This window comes from Clostridium chrysemydis (genome assembly GCF_015234215.1).
GTDB lineage: Bacteria > Bacillota > Clostridia > Clostridiales > Clostridiaceae > Clostridium > Clostridium chrysemydis.
Genome location: NZ_JADEKP010000001.1, coordinates 134,136 through 153,130 on the forward strand (window position 1 = coordinate 134,136; position 18,995 = coordinate 153,130).

General features: G+C 29.6%; 17 protein-coding genes. 12 read left to right on the forward strand and 5 right to left on the reverse strand.

From position 1 onward, the window contains the following. Positions 1–8 precede the first annotated feature (8 nt). On the reverse strand, positions 9–965 hold the full coding sequence (locus tag INR60_RS00660; RefSeq protein WP_194189542.1) for an alpha/beta fold hydrolase: 957 nt from the start codon (positions 963–965) through the stop codon (positions 9–11). 230 nt (positions 966–1,195) lie between these two features. Here INR60_RS00660 and celB point away from each other — a divergent pair, with 230 nt between their 5' ends. From celB to INR60_RS00675, 3 genes are all read left to right on the forward strand, one after another. Continuing rightward, positions 1,196–2,500, forward strand: a complete 1,305-nt coding sequence (gene celB, locus INR60_RS00665; protein ID WP_338014991.1) for a PTS cellobiose transporter subunit IIC — start codon at positions 1,196–1,198, stop codon at positions 2,498–2,500. A 44-nt stretch (positions 2,501–2,544) separates the two neighbouring features. Next, a complete protein-coding gene (gmuD, locus tag INR60_RS00670; protein WP_194189544.1) occupies positions 2,545–3,933 on the forward strand; it encodes a 6-phospho-beta-glucosidase GmuD in 1,389 nt (462 codons plus the stop codon). Positions 3,934–4,139: 206 nt separating this feature from the next. Then, on the forward strand, positions 4,140–5,060 hold the full coding sequence (locus tag INR60_RS00675; protein WP_194189545.1) for a S8 family peptidase: 921 nt from the start codon (positions 4,140–4,142) through the stop codon (positions 5,058–5,060). A gap of 50 nt (positions 5,061–5,110) precedes the next feature. Here INR60_RS00675 and INR60_RS00680 read toward each other — a convergent pair whose 3' ends face one another. Then, positions 5,111–5,332 (reverse strand): hypothetical protein, encoded by a 222-nt coding sequence (locus tag INR60_RS00680; protein WP_194189546.1) that lies wholly within the window; start codon positions 5,330–5,332, stop codon positions 5,111–5,113. A gap of 169 nt (positions 5,333–5,501) precedes the next feature. On the opposite strand from INR60_RS00680, the gene INR60_RS00685 reads away from it, so the two are divergent. From INR60_RS00685 to INR60_RS00715, 7 genes are all read left to right on the forward strand, one after another. Further along, the gene (locus INR60_RS00685) at positions 5,502–6,389 is read left to right on the forward strand and encodes an ABC transporter ATP-binding protein (RefSeq protein ID WP_194189547.1); all 888 of its coding nucleotides are present in this window, start codon (positions 5,502–5,504) and stop codon (positions 6,387–6,389) included. A 2-nt stretch (positions 6,390–6,391) separates the two neighbouring features. Beyond that, positions 6,392–7,603, forward strand: a complete 1,212-nt coding sequence (locus tag INR60_RS00690) for an ABC transporter permease (protein WP_194189548.1) — start codon at positions 6,392–6,394, stop codon at positions 7,601–7,603. Between the two features lie 165 nt (positions 7,604–7,768). Next, complete coding sequence (locus tag INR60_RS00695; protein ID WP_194189549.1) at positions 7,769–8,536, forward strand: EFR1 family ferrodoxin; 768 nt, start codon at positions 7,769–7,771, stop codon at positions 8,534–8,536. A gap of 57 nt (positions 8,537–8,593) precedes the next feature. Then, positions 8,594–9,877 carry a gluzincin family metallopeptidase gene (locus tag INR60_RS00700; protein ID WP_194189550.1) on the forward strand — a complete coding sequence of 428 codons (1,284 nt, stop codon included), beginning with the start codon at positions 8,594–8,596 and terminating at the stop codon, positions 9,875–9,877. A 91-nt stretch (positions 9,878–9,968) separates the two neighbouring features. Beyond that, on the forward strand, positions 9,969–10,523 hold the full coding sequence (locus INR60_RS00705) for an EndoU domain-containing protein (RefSeq protein ID WP_194189551.1): 555 nt from the start codon (positions 9,969–9,971) through the stop codon (positions 10,521–10,523). 12 nt (positions 10,524–10,535) lie between these two features. Further along, positions 10,536–10,871, forward strand: a complete 336-nt coding sequence (locus tag INR60_RS00710) for a hypothetical protein (RefSeq protein WP_194189552.1) — start codon at positions 10,536–10,538, stop codon at positions 10,869–10,871. A 116-nt stretch (positions 10,872–10,987) separates the two neighbouring features. Next, positions 10,988–11,812 carry a Cof-type HAD-IIB family hydrolase gene (locus INR60_RS00715; protein WP_194189553.1) on the forward strand — a complete coding sequence of 275 codons (825 nt, stop codon included), beginning with the start codon at positions 10,988–10,990 and terminating at the stop codon, positions 11,810–11,812. Positions 11,813–12,211: 399 nt separating this feature from the next. On the opposite strand, the gene INR60_RS00720 is transcribed toward INR60_RS00715, so the two are convergent. The 3 genes from INR60_RS00720 to INR60_RS00730 all read right to left on the reverse strand — a co-directional run bounded on the left by INR60_RS00720 (position 12,212) and on the right by INR60_RS00730 (position 15,554). After that, entirely contained in the window at positions 12,212–13,027 is an 816-nt protein-coding gene (locus tag INR60_RS00720) for an IS1/IS1595 family N-terminal zinc-binding domain-containing protein (protein WP_194189554.1), read from the reverse strand. Between the two features lie 194 nt (positions 13,028–13,221). Further along, positions 13,222–14,751, reverse strand: coding sequence for a glutamate/gamma-aminobutyrate family transporter YjeM (gene yjeM / locus INR60_RS00725; protein WP_194189555.1), 1,530 nt, complete (start codon positions 14,749–14,751; stop codon positions 13,222–13,224). Positions 14,752–14,993: 242 nt separating this feature from the next. After that, on the reverse strand, positions 14,994–15,554 hold the full coding sequence (locus INR60_RS00730) for a hypothetical protein (RefSeq protein ID WP_194189556.1): 561 nt from the start codon (positions 15,552–15,554) through the stop codon (positions 14,994–14,996). Between the two features lie 155 nt (positions 15,555–15,709). Here INR60_RS00730 and INR60_RS00735 point away from each other — a divergent pair, with 155 nt between their 5' ends. Together INR60_RS00735 and INR60_RS00740 are read left to right on the forward strand one after the other, a co-directional pair. Next, positions 15,710–18,010, forward strand: coding sequence for a hypothetical protein (locus INR60_RS00735; RefSeq protein ID WP_194189557.1), 2,301 nt, complete (start codon positions 15,710–15,712; stop codon positions 18,008–18,010). Positions 18,011–18,659: 649 nt separating this feature from the next. Continuing rightward, entirely contained in the window at positions 18,660–18,944 is a 285-nt protein-coding gene (locus INR60_RS00740) for a hypothetical protein (protein WP_194189558.1), read from the forward strand. Positions 18,945–18,995: the final 51 nt, after the last annotated feature.

Sequence of the window (18,995 nt, forward strand, 5' to 3'; positions counted from 1 at the left end):
TAAAATATTTATTTATCTATTTCTTTAGTAAAAGATTTTATATTCTTTGCTATATTTTTGTATTCATAATTTTGAACATAGTGACTGCAGTCTAAATTAATTAATTTACCTTTTTTATTTTCATTTATAAAATCACTCTGAAATTTTTTCCATTCATCTTCATTCCAGCCTGTCCCAGCTCCATTAGAGCAAAACATTAAAATAGGGATATTAACTGATATTCCTTTTTTAACTATAGAAGCATTATTTTTAATTTCATAAACTTCATTTATCATAGTTTTAGTAGCAGTTCTTCTATAAAATACAGATTTATATATTTCTTTTTCTTCCTCACTTAAAATTCCATGTTTTATAGCATCACTTTCAGATATACCAGGTAAAAATCTTGTTATACCGAGATGTGCTGCAAGTGAACTGATTTTTATTAAAGGCATATTAATAGAGAGTTTTGAGTATGAATCAGGTACTGCCATATCTAAACCTACAATAGCCTTTACTTCTTTTGGGTATTGCTGTGCCCAATATAAAGCCTCTATACCTGACATAGAATGAGGACATAATATATATGGACCTGTTATACCAGCTTTTTGAAGCGCTTCTCTTGATTCATTTAATATAGTTTGGATAGTTCGCTTTTCATCAACAACATCGCTAAATCCGTATCCAAACTTTTCTATTACAACAATTTTATAATCATCACTTAATTGTGAATATAAAGATTTAAAATCAAGTATTGGTGAACTTGTTCCACCACCAGACATAAAAACTAATGTATTATCACCGTCACCCTCTGTATAAATACTCATTTTATTACCATTTACATCAATCATCTTTCCTAGTGGTTTAAATAAGGTATCTTCCTTTTTAAGCTGTGATTTATGATTAATATAGCTTATAAATGCAATGATAAATATAACGATAAAACATATAAAAAATATTCTAATAACTTTTATTCCCAACTTCATAGAGTCACCTCATAGTAAAATTTAGCATTTTATATTTTATTTTACACTAAAAAGGACAAAATCAAAATAAAAGGTAATAAATGACTGTGTGTTATACGATAAAAAGATAAATAATATATTTTTATTAACAAAAAGACATATCTTTTGTTGACAAAGAATATAATTTAATATATATTTAGTGTAACGGATTACATTAAAGGTATTAATAAAATATAAAGGGGATGTTTTTTGTGGACAAATTTAATTTATTTATTGAAGAGAGAATTTTACCTATAGCAGGAAAGTTAGGTTCAAGCAGAATCCTTAGAGTGTTAAGAGATGCATTTATGCTTAGCTTCCCGCTAACTATTGTAGGATCAATTGCAGTAGTACTTATGAATTTCCCATATTTAGATAAAATAATAGGAAGTGCTGGAGTTCTTTTTGTAAATAATGTTTTTGGAATACTTCCATCTGTAACTATGAGTATTGCAACATTATTTATAGTAATCGGTATAGGTTATTATTTTGCAAAAAGTTATGAAGTAGACGGAATATTTTCAGCTGCAATTGCAGTTTCAGCATTTTTAGTTTTAACTCCATTAAGTATAACAACTGAAGGTGGAGAAATAATTAATGATGTTATTCCTATAGCTAGACTTGGGGCTAAAGGGATGTTTGTTGGAATTATAGGATCATTTATAGCTTCTAGTATTTATGTTTTTGTTACAAAGAAAAATTGGACAATCAAAATGCCAGAAGGTGTACCAACAGCAGTTGCAAAATCTTTTGCAGCATTAATTCCAGGATGTATAGTAATTTTAGTATTTTTAGCTATAAGAGTTGGATTTACTTATACAGTATGGGGAAATGTACATGATTTTATCTACGAAATAATTCAAATGCCTTTAGTTTCACTAGGAAGTGGACTAGCTGCTACATTAGTTGCTATTTTTGCTATACAGTTCTTATGGTTCTTTGGATTACACGGGCAAATAATCGTAAATTCAGTTTTAGACCCTGTTTGGAATACTTTATCTTTAGAAAATTATGAAGCCTTTGTAAAAGGGAGTGATCTTCCAAACATAATAACAAAACAGTTTATAGAGACATTTACAGTAGGAATGGGTGGAACTGGTATGACACTTGCAGTTATTGCAGGAATATTTGTTTATTGTAAGAGTAAATCATTAAAACAAATAGGTAAGCTTTCAGCACCAGCTGGAATATTTAATGTAAATGAGCCAGTTATATTTGGACTACCAATAGTAATGAACCCTACGATATTAATACCTTGGATAGTAGCACCAATCATCGTAGTAACTTTATCATATTTCGCTATGAAAACTGGAATGGTTCCAAAAACAACAGGGGTTGCGGTACCTTGGACTGTACCTATATTCTTTAGTGGAACTTTAGCTACAAACTCAATTAGAGGAGGACTACTTCAATTAGTTAATTTCGCTATAGTTTTCGTAGCTTGGATGCCGTTTTTAAAGTCATTAGATATTATAAATCTAAAAAATGAAAGTTTAAAAAAGAGTGAAGAAGTTTAAATTATATATAAATAGAGAGGTTTAAATTTAGGAGGATTAAGTTTATGAATAAAAAATTAGAATTTCCAAAAGGATTTTTATGGGGGTCAGCAACATCAGGACCTCAAAGTGAAGGAAGATTTAATAAAAAGCACGATAGCGTTTTTGATTATTGGTTTGATACAGAACCAGAACTATTCTTTGATGGGGTAGGACCAAACGTGGCATCTAACTTTTATAATAGTTATAAATCAGATTTAAAGATGTTAAATGAAATAGGGTTAAATTCACTTAGAACATCTATTCAATGGACTAGACTTATTAAAGATTTTGAGACAGGAGAAGCAGATGAGGATGGAGTTAAATTTTATAATGATGTAATAGATGAATGTATTAAAAATAATATGATTCCAATTATGAATTTACATCATTTTGACCTTCCTATAGAACTTTATGAAAAGTACGGAGGGTGGGAGTCTAAACACGTAGTAGATTTATTTTGTAAATTTGCAAAAACTGCTTTTGAACTTTTTAGAGATAGAGTTAAATACTGGACTACTTTTAACGAACCTATAGTAGTTGTAGAAGGAGAGTATTTATATCAGTTCCATTATCCAAAACTAGTAGACGGTAAAAAGGCAGTTCAAGTTTTATATAACTTAAATTTAGCTTCAGCTAAAGTTATAGAAGAATTTAAAAAAGATAATTTAGACGGAGAAATTGGAATAATTTTAAATTTAACTCCAGCTTATCCTAGAAGTGATAGTGAAGAAGATCTTTTAGCAAGTAAAATTGCAGATGACTTTTTTAATAATTCATTCTTAGACCCAGCTGTAAAAGGAGAGTTCCCTAAATTATTATTAGAAGTTTTAAAGAAAGATAATGTTCTTTTTGAAAGCACAGAAGAAGAATTAAAAATAATAAAAGAAAACACTGTAGACTTTTTAGGAGTAAATTATTATCAGCCTAGAAGAGTTAAAGCACGTGAAAAAGAATTAGATTTAAAAGAAAACTGGATGCCAGATAAGTACTTTGAAAATTACGAGATGCCAAACAGAAGGATGAACCCTTATAGAGGTTGGGAAATCTATCCTGAGGCGATGTATGATATAGCTATAAATATAAAAGAAAATTATAATAATATACCTTGGTTTATATCAGAAAATGGTATGGGAGTTGAAGGAGAAGAAAGATATATAAATAAAGAAGGAGTTATAGAAGACGATTATAGAATAGACTTCTTTAAAGAGCATTTAGAATATCTTCACAAAGGTATAGAAGAAGGTTCAAATTGCTTCGGATATCACACTTGGACTCCTATAGATTGTTGGTCTTGGTGTAATGCTTACAAAAATAGATATGGTTTTATATCAGTAAACCTTAAAAATCAAATAAAAACTATTAAAAAATCAGGAAGATGGATAAAAGAGGTTTCTTTAAATAATGGTTTTTAAAGATAGTATTAGAGTTTTTAATTAAGTTTTGATAAATTCGTTCTAGATTTATAGTTACTAGAAGGTTTATATTGCAAAGAGGTGTTTTTCATAGAATATATGAAAAACACCTTTTATTTTTTATTATAACTAAAATTATGTAACCTCTTTTAAGCTTATTACATATAATATATCAAAAGAGCTTATACTGTGTGGAGTTTAATATTATGGAAGATGTAATGAAGATTGTAGATACAAGCATGCAAGCTATAGTTAAGCCTAGTACAAGCCTTCCAAAAGAAACTATAAAAAAGTCAGCTTACGGATTAGATATGCTAAATGTAAATGAATTTTGGAAAATAGGTTACTTTGGAGAAGGAGTAAAAATTGCCGTTTTAGATAGTGGATGTGACGCTGATAATATTTATTTAAGAGATAGAATAATTTTAGGGAAAAATTTCACTAAAGATGATAACTCAGACGAGAATATCTTTAAAGATTATAATGGCCACGGAACTCACGTTGCAGGGATTATAGGAAGCAGCGCCTTAGGTGTAGCTCCTAAATGTGAATTAATTATATTAAAGGTTGTACAAGGTAACGGAACAGGAAGCATAGAGAGCTTTCTAAAAGCTTTTAGATTTGCCATAGAGGAAAAGGTAGATATTATATCCATTTCGTTAGGGTCACCTAAGGAAGTAGAGGAAATCCACGATTCTATAAAGATTGCGAATAGCTTAGGGATTTCTGTAGTTTGCGCAGCTGGAAATTTAGGAGACGGAAATAGCGATACAGATGAATTATTATATCCTAGTGCATACAACGAAGTTATAAGTGTTGGTGCTGTTGATAATAGCAAGAGCATAGCTGATTTTACAAATTCTAATAAAGAAGTAGATGTTGTTGCACCTGGTGTAAATATTTTATCTACATTTCCAGAAAACAGATTTGCATTTTTAACGGGAACTAGTATGAGCGCTCCATTTGTAACTGGTGTAATTGCTCTTATTATAGAGTGGTCAAAAGTAGAGTTTGGAAGAAGATTTACAGAAGATGAAATCTATAGCGAACTTATAAAAAACACTGTGTCTTTAGAGGCACCTAGAACTTTTCAAGGAAAAGGGCTAGTATATTGTAGTTTGAGATAAAAATAAAGATGCGAAGAATTTCGCATCTTTTTATTTTATAAATTTTTAAATTACCCTTTATGATTAACCATTATATTTTTTACAAGTTCTAAAGATTCTGGTTTTATTAAACACAGCATTCTAGGCATAAAACTTTGCATATATTCAGCATTAAAATTACCTTCATCTTGTTTTTTAAAGCTTTCTTTTAAAAGTTCTTCTGCTTTTTCTTTATTTTCTAAAGTTACATTTTGAAGTATAAAATCGTGGAATTTCTTTTGACCTTCGTTCATAAAAACACATCCTTTTATCAATTTGTTTATATTATTATACAGTTTTGATAAATATATATCAAATAACTATAAATATATTGAATAAATGATTAAAAGTATGAGCTAATTATGATAAAAGAATAAATGTATGTTACAATCAAATGGAAAATAAAACAAAAGGGGGATAAAAATGAGAATTGAAGTAAAAAATATTAGCAAATCCTTCAAAGACGTAAAAGCTTTAGATAATTTAAGCTTTACAGTTGAAGAAGGAGAAGCTTTAGGACTTCTTGGAAGAAATGGAGCTGGAAAAACTACTACTATTAGAATACTTTTAGATATTATTGAAAGTGATTCAGGGGAAGTACTTTTTGATGGCAGCAAAAAGGTGTTAAATCAAGCTGACTTTGGCTACCTTCCAGAAGAGAGAGGTCTTTACTTAAAGTACACTGTAAAAAATCAACTTTTATATTTTTTAAGCCTTAGAGGTGTAAGCAAAAGCGAAGGGTTAAAGACTATAGATTTTTGGCTTGAGAAATTTGAAATCAAAGATTATTTAAATAAAAAGGTAGAAACTCTATCAAAGGGTAATAAGCAAAAGATTCAATTAATAGTTGCCTTAATGCATAACCCGAGCGTTATAATTTTAGACGAGCCATTTAGTGGACTAGACCCTGTAAATGTTGAGTTATTTAAAAATGTTATAAGAGAGCTATTAGAAAAAGGAAAGACTTTAATATTTAGTTCTCACAGAATGGCGGATGTTGAAGAATTCTGTGATGAAATAGTTATGCTTAAAAACGGGGAATCTATCCTTCAAGGAAACTTAGAAAAAATAAAAGAAGAATATGGAATGAAAGATTTAGTTATAGAAACTAGCTCTGATATAAAAGACGTGTTAGATAATAAAGAATTATCATACGTAGAGCAGAAAAATAAATATGTTGTTGATCTAAAAGATTTAGAAAAAGGAAGAAATCTTTTAAAAGAAATGATAGAAAAAGGAATAGAAATAGATAGCTTCTATTTTGAAAAGCCAAGCCTAAATGACATATTTATAGAAAGGCTAGGTGATTAATAATGAAAAGATTTTTTACTATATTTTCATTTACTTTTAAAGAAGCTATAAGAAATAAAGGGTTTATAATATCTACTTTAATAACACTTGTTTTTTTATTTGGGTTTTCAAACTTAGATAAAATAGTTAAAGTTTTTGATAGCGGTAAGGCTGATAAAGTTTTAGTTTTAGAAGATTCTAAAACTAAAAAGCTAAATGAAGAAAGTTTAAAAAGATTTAATTCAGAAGATTATGATTTTATTTTAGGGAATAATCTAAAGGAATTAGATAGTGAAAGAAAAAAATTAACTGAAGATAAATCAGACTACGTTGGAATTTTAGTTGTAGAAACAGAAAAAAATATTGAAGGTAAGCTTTATGTAAATAAAGAACCAAGTTCAAGCCTTCAAGATAAAGTGCATGAAATTACAAATAACTTTAAAGTTTTAGAAGATATTAAAAAGTTTAATTTAAAACCTGATGAATATAAAAAGTTAATGACTCCTGCAAACGTTGAAGTAATCCAAAAAGGAAATGCTTCAAGTGGAAGAATGATGATAGTGTACTTCTTAATATTTATGTTATACGGTGGTATGATAGGACTTGGAAGTATGGTAGCTATGTCAGTTTTAGAAGAAAAATCAAACAGAATTATGGAATCACTTATAACTATGGCAAAACCTTTAGAATTATTCTTTGGTAAAGTCCTTGGAATTTGTGCAGTAGGAGTAGTTCAGTTTGGAGTTTTAATAGGGGCTGGATCTTTAATGCTTAAAAATTCAGGTATGGCAAGTTCGATTCTAGAAAGTGCAAATGTGGATTACAAAGTTATAATAACTTTCTGCATTTTCTTCTTAATAGGATATTTAACTTTCTCACTTCTTTATGGTGCGCTTGGGTCTCTTGCTAGTAATATGCAAGATGCAAACGGTGCTTTAGGGGGAATTACTTATATAATTATAGCTGTATTTATTATTGCTATGCAGTGTTTAAATCATGTTGATTCAACTCCTGCTATAATTTTAAGTTATATTCCATTTGCTTCACCATTAGTTATGTTTGAGAGAATTATATTATCAAATGTTGGAATTTTAGAAATTATTTTAAGTATAGGTTTAAATCTTTTATATATATTTATAATAGGTTTTGTAAGTGCAAAAATCTACAAAAGAGGAAGCTTACATTATGGAACAAAGCTTTCAGTATTTAAAGTTATAAAAGAAATCAAAAAATAATATTGAGTAAAAAATATAACAGATATTAAATATAAGGGAAATTAAACTTAAAGTTGTTTAATTTCCCTATTATTTTAAAATAAAACAAGTTGCGTGGACAACTAAATGGGGTTATAATATATAAAAAGTGTTGTGTAGGCAACTAAGATTTGGGGAGGAAGGTTTATGAAAATTAATATAATATATTTTTCAGGAACAGGAAATACAAAATACGTAGGGGACTATTTAGGAAAGAAATTATCTAATGGGGATAATGAAGTAAAGATAGATAGCATAGATAAAAATCCTAAAATAGATGAAGATACGGAGCTTTTAATTTTAGGGGGTCCTATATATGCGGGAAACGTTCCAGAAAAGATGATTAGATGGGTTTTAAGAAATGTACCTAATAAAAATATAGATTGTATAGTTTACTCGACATCAGCAGGGCTTAAAAATGCAAATGGAGTAATATCATTATCTAAGAAACTAGAGAAGAAGGGATATAATATCTTATCAAAAGATACATACGTTATGCCAAGAAACTTTTATTTTGGAAGTTATGAAAAAAACACAGATAAAGAAATAAAAGATATGGTAGAAGAAGTTGATAAAAAGATGGATGCACTAATAGATAAAATAAATGAAAAGTCATTAACTCCATTAGAAAAGTATACTAAAGGGGTTTTAGGAAAAGACTTATTAGCAGAAACTTTTAGTGTTATGGCAAGATTTATGGGGAAAAACTTTTCAGTAGATGATACTTGCGTAAAGTGTGGGTTATGCGTTAAAAATTGCCCGGAAAATAATATAGTTTTTAATGATAATAAGAATATTAAATTTTTAAATAAATGTATGCTATGTACAAGATGTATACATAATTGCCCTAAAAACGCTATAAATTATAAAGGAAAAAAGTACGAGCAATATAAAATAACGGACTATATAAAATAATTTAAGCCTAAGCTTTTTTATACAAATATGTTATAATTTGTATAAAGGGGTGGGAAAGTGAAAAAAATATTTAAAAGTTTAGGGAAATCAGTTTTATATATAGGACTATATTTAGTAATGCTATTTGTTTATATAATATTTGTACCAGTACAAGAATATCATTTATCTTATATAGTTACAGCTGGAACTTTAATATTTATTGGATTTATGATATTTCTCCTAATAAAGAGGATGGTTAAAAGAAAAGATAAGAGGATAGGAAGGGGAATTTTAGTTTTTGCAAATATAGTACTGTTAACATTAGTTGTTGGAACTAATTATATGGTTAATAATATTCAAAAGTCAGGGAATGCAATTGCAAGATTACTTATAGAAAGCGAAGAGCCTTTAGGTTATGATGAAAAATTTATTAAAGAAGACTATAAGGGAATAGAAATTTTTTATAATGAAAATTCAAAATTAACACTAGATATATTAAAAAAGAAATTAGATTTTGCTATAAAAGAATGTAAAAAAGTATATGGAGATAAAGAGGCTAATTTTAAAATTAAATTAGATTATGATGAAGATGTGTTTTTTAAGAGAGCTAACGGAAATCACTTTGTAAAGGGGTATTATGTAGCTGCAAATAACACTATATATCTTAATGCAGGTGATCCATTAAATATTATTTTAAGTGGAAGAATTCCATTACAAGAAGTTTTAAAACACGAAATATCACATTATTATCTATATAAAATGGTTGAAGAAATTGATATATTAAATATAGATATACCAAGGTGGGTAGATGAAGGTCTAGCAGAATATACAGCAGGACGTATAATTTGTAAAAAGGAATTAGGGGGAGAAGAAATAATTACTTTTGAGAATTTAAAGGACGGAGAAGGATTTAATACTGAATATGATATCGATCAATATAAGCAAAGCAGTTTAGCTGTTAAAACCTTAATAGATAAATATGGGGAAGATATAATCTTTAATATAATAAAAGAAATGAAAAATTCTGGTGAAGAATTTTCAATATCCTTTGAAAAAGTAACAGGGAAAACTTTTAGTAGTTTTGAAAGAGAACTTAGAAAGTCTGTATTAGAATCAAAGAGTAATTGCACTGAAGTTCACGGAAATAAAGAATATCTAGATCTTTTCTATGAAAAAGTAGAAACAGTTAAAAAATATATCAAAGAAAATAAGAAGAGTCCAAGAGCCTATGAGTTTTTAGCAACTCACTATATATCAAAGGGAGAAAAGGATAAAGGAGTAAAAATGCTAGAGGAAGGACTTAAATATAATAAAAATGACAAGGATTTAAAAGATTATTTAAAATCTGTTAAAATGAATTAAATAGAAAAGTCTAGTATAATAGAAGTTACATTAAAGGTTTTTAATGTAACTTTTTTTAGGGGTAAATAATCAAAAGAAGGAGAGGTACTTTATGAAAAAATCAATAACTAGCAATTTTGCAAAACTCTTAGCTTGTCTTTTTTTAGTAGTAGGAGTTTTAACAGGATGCAGTAGCGCAAATGTTGGCGCTCAAAACAATAATAAGCAAAGTGTAACAAATACAGTAAATTCTATAGCAGATTTACAAAACACTGAAAACTTTAGGCATGGTGCTCTAAAGCATATCTTAGAGGGTGAGATAAATAAAAGAGGAAAAGCTGTAGGCTTCCATTACGAAGGTTTTCCAGGAAGTAAGGGAAAAGTAATAGAAGGTACAAGTTCTAAACCTAATAAATATGGTGTTTATACAGCTGAGGTTGAAGTAGATGGAGTTAAGAAAACTTCAAACAAGGGTAGATCAACTTTATATCCTAAAGATTGGACACCACAACAAGTTGTAGACGCTATAAATGAAGCTTATAACGACAGACAATACGTTAAAGGTAGCAAAGATACTTATATGGGAGAAACAAAAGAAGGCATGCAAATTAGTATGTACTTAGATCAAAAAACAGGAAAAATAATTTCAGCATTCCCAATGTATTAGAGGTAATATTTTATGAAATATGATTATAAATTCGATGAAATAACATTTAAAAGCGGAAGAAAGAAAAAAATAATTATTGTATCCCCTAAAATAAGATTAGTAGCTGACTTTTTGATGTCAGATATTCAAGGTTCAGACCCAACTTACGTATTTGATGCAATAGACAAAGTATTAAGTGGGAAAAGTAATTTTGAAGAGATTGATGGAAATGTTTGCGGAGTTGAAATAAGAAAAGACTTTACAACTATCTATGACAATCTAGATGACGACGCAGAAGAATGCAGAATAGAAACTACTGAACTTAGAAAGTTTGTAGAACTTTGGGTAGAAAATAGGGATAAAGTTTAAAGAGGTAGAATTAATTTCTACCTTTTTTTATGTTAAAAATAACAATTGTTATTTTACTTATTTTTATTTAGGTTATAATAAAAATATACAAACTAAGGGACAAAGGAGAAGAGATTATGGCGATAAAACTTATATGTACAGATATGGATGGGACTTTGTTAGCAGATGATCATAACGTACCAGAAGAAAACAGAGATGCTTTAAAAAAGGCTGTAGACAAGGGTATTCACGTAGCGATAACTACAGGAAGATTATTTACATCAGCTAAGTATTATGCAAGAATGACTGGGGTGGATGCACCAATTATTTCATCAAATGGAGCTTACATAAGATCTGGGGATTCTAATGATGTAATATACGAAAATCCTCTATCTTTAGAAGAAACTTTAGAGATTTATGATATTTTAAAAAAATATGATTTTAGATTTAATTTTAATACATACAACTCAGTAATTAGTTTAAAAGATGAGGAAGATCATTCTTATAAAGATATGAATAAACTAGTAAAAGCTTGTGATAGGGTTGAATTTATAGTAAATGAAAATTTAACTGATGTGTTAAAAGAAAATGAGGTAAATATATTAAAAGTTATAGCTATAGATAAAGAAAATAAGTATTTAAAAGAGATGGAAAAAGCAAAAGAGGAATTTAAAGCTTTAGGAAAGTATGAAGTTGTAAGTTCTTGGTCTAATAATTTTGAAGTGATGAAAAAAGGGACTTCAAAAGGAGAAGCTGTTAAAAGACTTGCTGAAATGTTAGGAGTTAAAAGAGAAGAGGTTATGTGCATTGGAGATAGTGAAAATGACCTTTCTATGATAGAATATGCTGGAGTTTCAGTTGCAATGGGAAACGGGCTAGATATTTTAAAAGAAAAAGCAACTTTTGTTACTGATACAAATACTAATTTTGGTGTTGCTAAAGCTATAGAAAAATTTATATAAAGAGTAATTTGAGCTACACTAATTTTTAGTGTAGCTCTTTTTTGCATACATTTTTGCTATGGAAATTGAAGCAAAAATAGGCGCTAAAGCGATTAATATATCTAGAAAATTCATAGATGTATCACCTCATGGATATTGTACATCTAAATTAAATAAAACTAAACAGGCATAGGGGATATGTAGTAAATAAACAATTATAAAAAAACAAAAAAACCTACAGAAATGTTACGAAATATTATTGGTACAAGGGATTTTCGCTATATTGCTATAAAATTTTGATATTTTGGACAAGTAAAAAATATTTAGACAAACTATAAAAAATTATTAAGAGTGGACAAGTAATGGGGGATGGGACAAGCTATAACTACGTACCAATATTATGAGGTTCTTTAAGAAAAATCAAATTACTTTTACGCAAAAAATAGAACTTATTAAATTTGATAAAATAGTATGTTTTTCATAGGATCCTTCGTAAATATATAAGAACCAATTTAAATAAACTTGTAGATATTTTGTAGCAACACTTCTAAATTTTCTAAGCCATCTTCTTAAATTCAATATAAAATCAGAGCAGTGACTAAGTAAAATTTCACTTTCTTCTCTAGAAATTTCTAATTCTTTCTTTTTATGAAGAGAGTAGTTTAATTTCTTTGATACAAGATATGAAAATCTATCTTTTCCTGGCAGGAAATAAGTATTAAAGACAGGGTTAAATTCATTTAATAAATTCTCTATAGATTCCTTTGTAGGGCTCATAGAATCAAAGGATATCTTAGCTAAAGAGTAATTATTTTTATTAATAGTTGTAGCTACAAAAATATTTTTTCTTCTAGAAATAGTGCAAACGGGGGGAGTCTTTTGCCCTTTAAAGTTTTCTAAAAATTTAGTGTGTCTCATAGCTGTAACTATATGAGTTCTTCTAGAATCAGTATAAGTTCCGATATGCTTAAGTATCTTATGCCTCCACCTAAAAGATGTTTCTATGCAGATACCTAATCTATCAGCACAATCTCTAATAGTAGCACCAGATAGCATAAGACGAGTGTATTTATCCCAAAGGTCAACACTCTTTCTAGTATTATGCCAGACAAGCCCAGTTCCTTCATTAAATGTTTTAAGACAATCCTTGCATTGATACCTTTGGACATTCCTATATTTACCGTATTTAATAAAATGTTTTGAATTGCAATGGGGACAAGTAGATGTATGTACCATAATCTCACCTCGAAAAATTCTTGAAAATTTTAGTTATTTTGATTATGGACATAAAAAAGTGACTTTATTCAGGCTATTTTAGTAAAATACCAACAAAGAAGCAAAACAATGTTATAGAGGAGTAAAGAATACTATAAGTGCATACCTTAAGACTAAAAAATCCTAAGAAAAATAAGTTTCTTAGGATTTATAAATTAAGAATTAACTGGACTATGTTTTAAATCACCTATATTTTCATGTGATTTTTCATATTTTTTATATAAAATCAATGCTAAAACACCGAAAAGAACAGGTCCTAAAGCTACCCAAAATGTATCATCTAGATTACCATTTAGCGCAGGTTCTATTATTGAGAAAATATTAGTAAAAGTAACTACTGCAAAACAGATAGATCCCCATATAATACCGCCTTTTTTCCTAAAAAACTCATAATCTTTTTTTATATTATCATTAAGTTTAAACTTAATATAAGCATAAATTATAAATGAAATTGGTACGGTTCCAGATACAAATGTCATAAGAGTCATTTTATCGAATAATGCAGAGACACTGTCTCCACCAAACCCTAAAAGCATAATAAAAAATACGATTATGCAGGTTTGAAAAAGTATAGCATTTGCTGGCATATTATTTTTATTTAATTTTTGAAGAGATTTAGGGATCATACCCTCTGGTAATCCTTCAAACATATGCTTTATTGGAGTATAAATTCTAATTGGGACAGATGTTAATCCGATTAAAGTAAGAATTCTTATTATTCTGTTTACCCATTCTCCAAGGGCTATAGAAGAAGATTGACTTAACCCCAAAACTGTTCCAAGTCTATAAAATTCTTGCTGATAAATATAGACAGAATAATTTGCTAAATTAACTCCAGACTTCCCAAATGTATCATTCCAATTGCATACAACACCTAAAATTAAAATAACTAAAATATATAAAGCTGTAATTATAATAGTTGAAACTATTATTGCTTTTGGAACATTTTTTTTAGCATCCTTTACTTGGTCTACTAAACCACAGCTTGTTTCCATTCCTGCAAATGTGAATATTGAAAAAACCATAAAAGACAGAGCAGGTAAAAAAGAAGCGTAGTCTTTATTAGGTCCATAAAAATATGAACTTACTTTCGTGTAATCAAAACTTTCAGCGAATTTAAATCCTGATTTTACAAATAAGATAATTCCGCCACCTATGATTATTATATGTATAATTATTATTGTAAGCATTGATATGTTTGATAAAAATGAAATACTTTTAAGACCTCTAGTTGTTAAAAAGGAAGCTATAACTATATAAATAACACCAATTATAGCTAAGGTTTGAGCAGAGCTTAGACCAAAGATGTGCCAAGTTGATGTTGTATCTTTACCAAATAAAGCTACAGAAAGTGAAACACAGATAGTTGAAGCGGAAAACCACATTACAACAAATGCACCATACCAGATTAATGTACCTACAAGGCCAAATTTTTCACTAACTGATTCGGCCATCCAAGAGTAAATACCACCTTTTCTATCTTTAAAAGCAGAGCTCATTTCTGCAACTATAAATGAATATGGGATAAAAAATAGTGCAGCTGCAATAAGTATGTATGTAATTGCTGCATAACCCATTTGATAATAGACTTGCTCGCTATTTGCTATAGCATAGACAGTCAAAAATATTATTGTTATAAATCCCCAAAAGGAAATACTATAACCATTCTCTTTTTCTTTGTTCATTTAAATTCCTCCAATTGTGAAAACCCTTTAATATGCAAAAGTGATTGCATAAATATACAAAAAGTAATTAATAATACATATAATACATCAATTAAATGAATAAAAATAGAACATAGTGTATAAGTTTTATAAACTAAAAGTGAAAAGGTTCATTTTAACTGTAAAAATAGCTATATTAAATTAAAGTAAGTTTGATTTTAAATAGATAAGTATAAAAAAAGAATGTGAGGAAATCACATTCTTTAAAGCCTTTTATAAATTATAGGATCAACAAATCCAAAAGTTAATTTTCCGTTATTATAAAAACATTCACTTACTTCTAATGAATCAGAAGAAACAGTTTCTTTTAATACAAAAGTTGTAACTGGAGAAAATTCACTAGTGCTTTCGCCAACAAACTTATTATCCTCGATCTCGGTATAAATAAGAGGTGTGAATTTTTCAGATACTTTTAATTTTTTAAAATCCATTTTTAAATCTTTATTATCGTTTCTAAAATCCTCTTTAGAAATTCCTTCTGGTATTTCATATGAAGTAAGGGTTACCTTTTTATCATCATTTAAAGTAAATAAAAATAAGTGAGGCATTACATTAGTTTTACCATTAACATCGTAATAGCTTTCTTCTAATATAAAGTAACCTTTAAAGTAACTTGGTAAGTTAGTAATTTTTTCGTTTGCAATTGCATTTATATGTTTTGCTTTAGGGTGAACTACTTTACCATTTCTAAGTTCATTTTCAATTTGTTCTTTGTTGTTAAAGGTACCACATAAATTAATAATAAATTTTTCTAAAGTTTTCATATTGATTCCTTCTTTCTCATTTGAACTTTTCTTTCTATTATACTACTTAAATTAAAAAATAATTATATAATTTAACAAAAACCATTGTAAGTAATCGACATCATGTGAGATAATGTAATTGTATACAAAATATGTTAATTTAAGGAGGGGCTTAAATGGGTAAAAAAAGTATAAAAAACCTGGCGCTTCTAATGGGATTATTTTTTATAATCACATTGATTCCAGTAAAACAAGCTTATGCAGCTACAACTGGGGTGCCTGCAAAACCTTCAATTTCCCATAATCAATGGGGTACAGACGTTGATGGAAATTACGATATCACATGTAGTATTTGGTATGGTAATAATGCAACTAGCTTTAAACTTTATGAACGATTTGGTCCAAAGGGTGAGTTTACAGTAGTTAATGAAGGTAAACTTACAGACAGCACTCCGAGTCCACAATCAGTGGTGACAGAAATAAGAGGAAGAAACAAAACTGGAGTATACTATTATTATGTAGAATTTATAAATTCTTTTGGAACTACTAAAAGCGATACTATAGAAGTTACAGTAGGAAGTGTTGAAAAGGCAAAAATATATATAGATTCTATAGATGATGATGGTGTTAAAACTCAGTTCACAGTTAACAAGGGGATTACAGAATATAAATTAACTAGTGCAAGTAGTAATTCACCTGAGTACTCAGTAATATCTAACAATAAAGATGTAGCAAAAGCTGAGATCGTTAATGGCAATACATTAAAAGTTAGCGCTTTAAAAGACGGAAGAAGCGGACTTAAAATTGTAGATAAAAAGACTGGTGATGAAAGATATGTAGGTGTTAGGGTTAGAAAAGATAATGGTGACTTACCTGGAATGCCTGATTATTTATCAGTAGGACAAGTTTCAGAAGATAGAGAAGGAGATCTAGCCTTTTGGAGAGACTCTTCTAATGATTATAAAAATAAGAGAACAGATGTAAGATACATCTATATAAATGGAGGCCCATTAACAGGTTGGAGAACTTGGACAACTGAAGATGGTGCTAGAGCTAAAACATTTATAAAAGAAAGTAGAAAGATGGGGATGATTCCATTTTTCGTGTATTATAACATTCCAGATGATGGGGAAAGTTATGAACTAGATTTAGCTCATATCAATGATCCTAAATATATGGAAGCATATTTTAAAGATTTAAAATTCTTCTTAGATATTTGTAAAGAGTATGGTGAAGATGATACTATCGGTATAATTTTTGAACCAGACTTTTTAGGATATATGATGCAACAAGCAAATAAAGCGCCAGATAAAATACCTGCTATAGTAGATACTGTGTATTCATCTGGAGTATTAGAAAAAGGTAAAGATCCAAACTTTTCTAATGATGTTAAAGGATTAGTTGAAGCCATTAATTATATGGTGGACAAGTTCTATAAGGAAGCCTATTATGGATGGCAGTTTAATATTTGGTCTTATTCAAGCCACGAAATTCCAAACCAAGGATTACTTCATAAAACTGAGCAAATAGGATGGGAAGCTGGGCGTGAATTTATAAGTCAAGTTGCAAAAGAAACTGCAGATTATTATATGAGTTCAGGAATAACTTCATACGGAGCAGATTTTATATCTATAGATAAATATGGATTAGATGGAGCTTTTGAAGATGGAGCGGCTACTGATCCAGAAAAATCAAAATGGTTTTGGAACTCTGATATTTGGGACAACTATTTATTATATGTAAACAGACTGCATCAAGAAACAAACTTACCAGCTGTATTATGGCAAATTCCTGTAGGGCATATAAACGGTTCAATAGAAATAAGTCCGTACACAAATAAAAGCTTTGAAGAGCTTAAAAATACCGCAGGAAGTTACGAGGACTCAGCAACAACTTATTTCTTTGGTGATACATTTAAGGCATCAGGAGCTAAAAGGTTAGAGTATTTTAGTAAAAACCAAGCAAATGATCCAAAATTAAAAGTTAATGGTGACACTATAACTTGGGGAGACCATATGAAAGAAACTAAAGAGGCTGGAATAGTTTCGGTGTTATTTGGAGCTGGAGTTGGAGCTTCAACAGATGCTGTAGGTTCTCCTCCAACAGACGATTATTTTTGGATAACAAAGGCTCAGCATTATTATGATAATGTAGTTAATCTTGGCGGAGGTTCAGGGGAAACTGTTATAAAACCTTTAGCACCTGAACTTACAACTAGTACATTATGTAGTAATGGAAATTATACTGTTAACGTTAAAATTCCAGCTAATTCTAAAGGAACTAGCTATAAAATATTTGAAAATGGGAAAACAATCAAAGAGGGAGTAGTTAATAGTAGTGGAGAAAATATAGTTATAGATATTAAAAATAAGCCTACTGGAGATTATATGTATAAGGCAGAAATCTTTGGGGATAAGGCTTCAGCTTGGAGTAAGATAGTAACTGTTAAAGTTAATAATACTACTTTGCCAAGTTAAATTTTAATATAAATGTCAAGCACCTGCAAAAAAGCACCATTTAGTTTTAATAAACTAAATGGTGTTTTTACTTTTATCGTTATTTTTAATTTAATTTTGGTATTGTTATTTATATAATATTAGGATTAGGAGATACAGAAAGGGAAGAGCGATAAGAGTGACAAAGAATAAAAGAAGTAGAAGGATGAAAAGGGGCAAAGGAGAGACAAGCAACGAAGGAGGAGAGGGAGTGAAAAAAGGACAAGGAGGACGATGAGGACTAGGGGTACAAGGATGAAAAGGGGCAAAGGAGGGACAAGCAACTAGGAAGTATAGGGATCAAAGAAAGACAATGAGGAAAGGTCAAAGTAGGAACAAGCAATAAAGACGGATAGGGATTAAGAATACTGGAGGGACAAGCAACCAGGGCGGATAGGGAGCAAAGGGGGATAAGAAGGACAAGAAGGAAAAGAGGGAGTGAAAAAGGCAAGGAGGACGATGAGGACTAGGGGTACAAGGATGAAAAGGGGCAAAGGAGGGACAAGCAACTAGGAAGTATAAGGATCAAAGAAAGACAATGAGGAAAGGTCAAAGTAGGAACAAGCAATAAAGACGGATAGTGATTAAGAATACTGGAGGGACAAGCAACCATAGAGGATAGGGAGCAAAGGTGGACAAGAGAGACAAGAGGGATAAGAGGGACAAGAGGGACAAGAGGGATAAGAGGGATAAGAGGGATAAGAGGGACAAGAGGGACAAGAGGGACAAGAGGGACAAGAGAGACAAGAGAGACAAGAGAGACAAGAGAGACAAGAGAGACAAGAGAGACAAGAGAGACAAGAGAGACAAGAGAGACAAGAGAGACAAGAGAGACAAGAGAGACAAGAGAGACAAGAGAGACAAGAGAGACAAGAGAGACAAGAGAGACAAGTTACAAAATATCTTAAAACAATAAATGTAAAGGTTAACAATTTATTATAATATTATCCATTTCCTATTCTAAATT

Coding starts and splice junctions, on each gene's coding strand:
- INR60_RS00730 (WP_194189556.1), bottom strand. CDS start 15,554: ATGAAAACTTTAGAAAAATTTATTATTAATTTATGTGGTACCTTTAAC.
- INR60_RS00695 (WP_194189549.1), top strand. CDS start 7,769: ATGAAAATTAATATAATATATTTTTCAGGAACAGGAAATACAAAATAC.
- gmuD (WP_194189544.1), top strand. CDS start 2,545: ATGAATAAAAAATTAGAATTTCCAAAAGGATTTTTATGGGGGTCAGCA.
- INR60_RS00735 (WP_194189557.1), top strand. CDS start 15,710: ATGGGTAAAAAAAGTATAAAAAACCTGGCGCTTCTAATGGGATTATTT.
- INR60_RS00680 (WP_194189546.1), bottom strand. CDS start 5,332: ATGAACGAAGGTCAAAAGAAATTCCACGATTTTATACTTCAAAATGTA.
- yjeM (WP_194189555.1), bottom strand. CDS start 14,751: ATGAACAAAGAAAAAGAGAATGGTTATAGTATTTCCTTTTGGGGATTT.
- INR60_RS00685 (WP_194189547.1), top strand. CDS start 5,502: ATGAGAATTGAAGTAAAAAATATTAGCAAATCCTTCAAAGACGTAAAA.
- INR60_RS00720 (WP_194189554.1), bottom strand. CDS start 13,027: ATGGTACATACATCTACTTGTCCCCATTGCAATTCAAAACATTTTATT.
- INR60_RS00705 (WP_194189551.1), top strand. CDS start 9,969: ATGAAAAAATCAATAACTAGCAATTTTGCAAAACTCTTAGCTTGTCTT.
- INR60_RS00710 (WP_194189552.1), top strand. CDS start 10,536: ATGAAATATGATTATAAATTCGATGAAATAACATTTAAAAGCGGAAGA.
- INR60_RS00690 (WP_194189548.1), top strand. CDS start 6,392: ATGAAAAGATTTTTTACTATATTTTCATTTACTTTTAAAGAAGCTATA.
- INR60_RS00660 (WP_194189542.1), bottom strand. CDS start 965: ATGAAGTTGGGAATAAAAGTTATTAGAATATTTTTTATATGTTTTATC.
- INR60_RS00715 (WP_194189553.1), top strand. CDS start 10,988: ATGGCGATAAAACTTATATGTACAGATATGGATGGGACTTTGTTAGCA.
- INR60_RS00675 (WP_194189545.1), top strand. CDS start 4,140: ATGGAAGATGTAATGAAGATTGTAGATACAAGCATGCAAGCTATAGTT.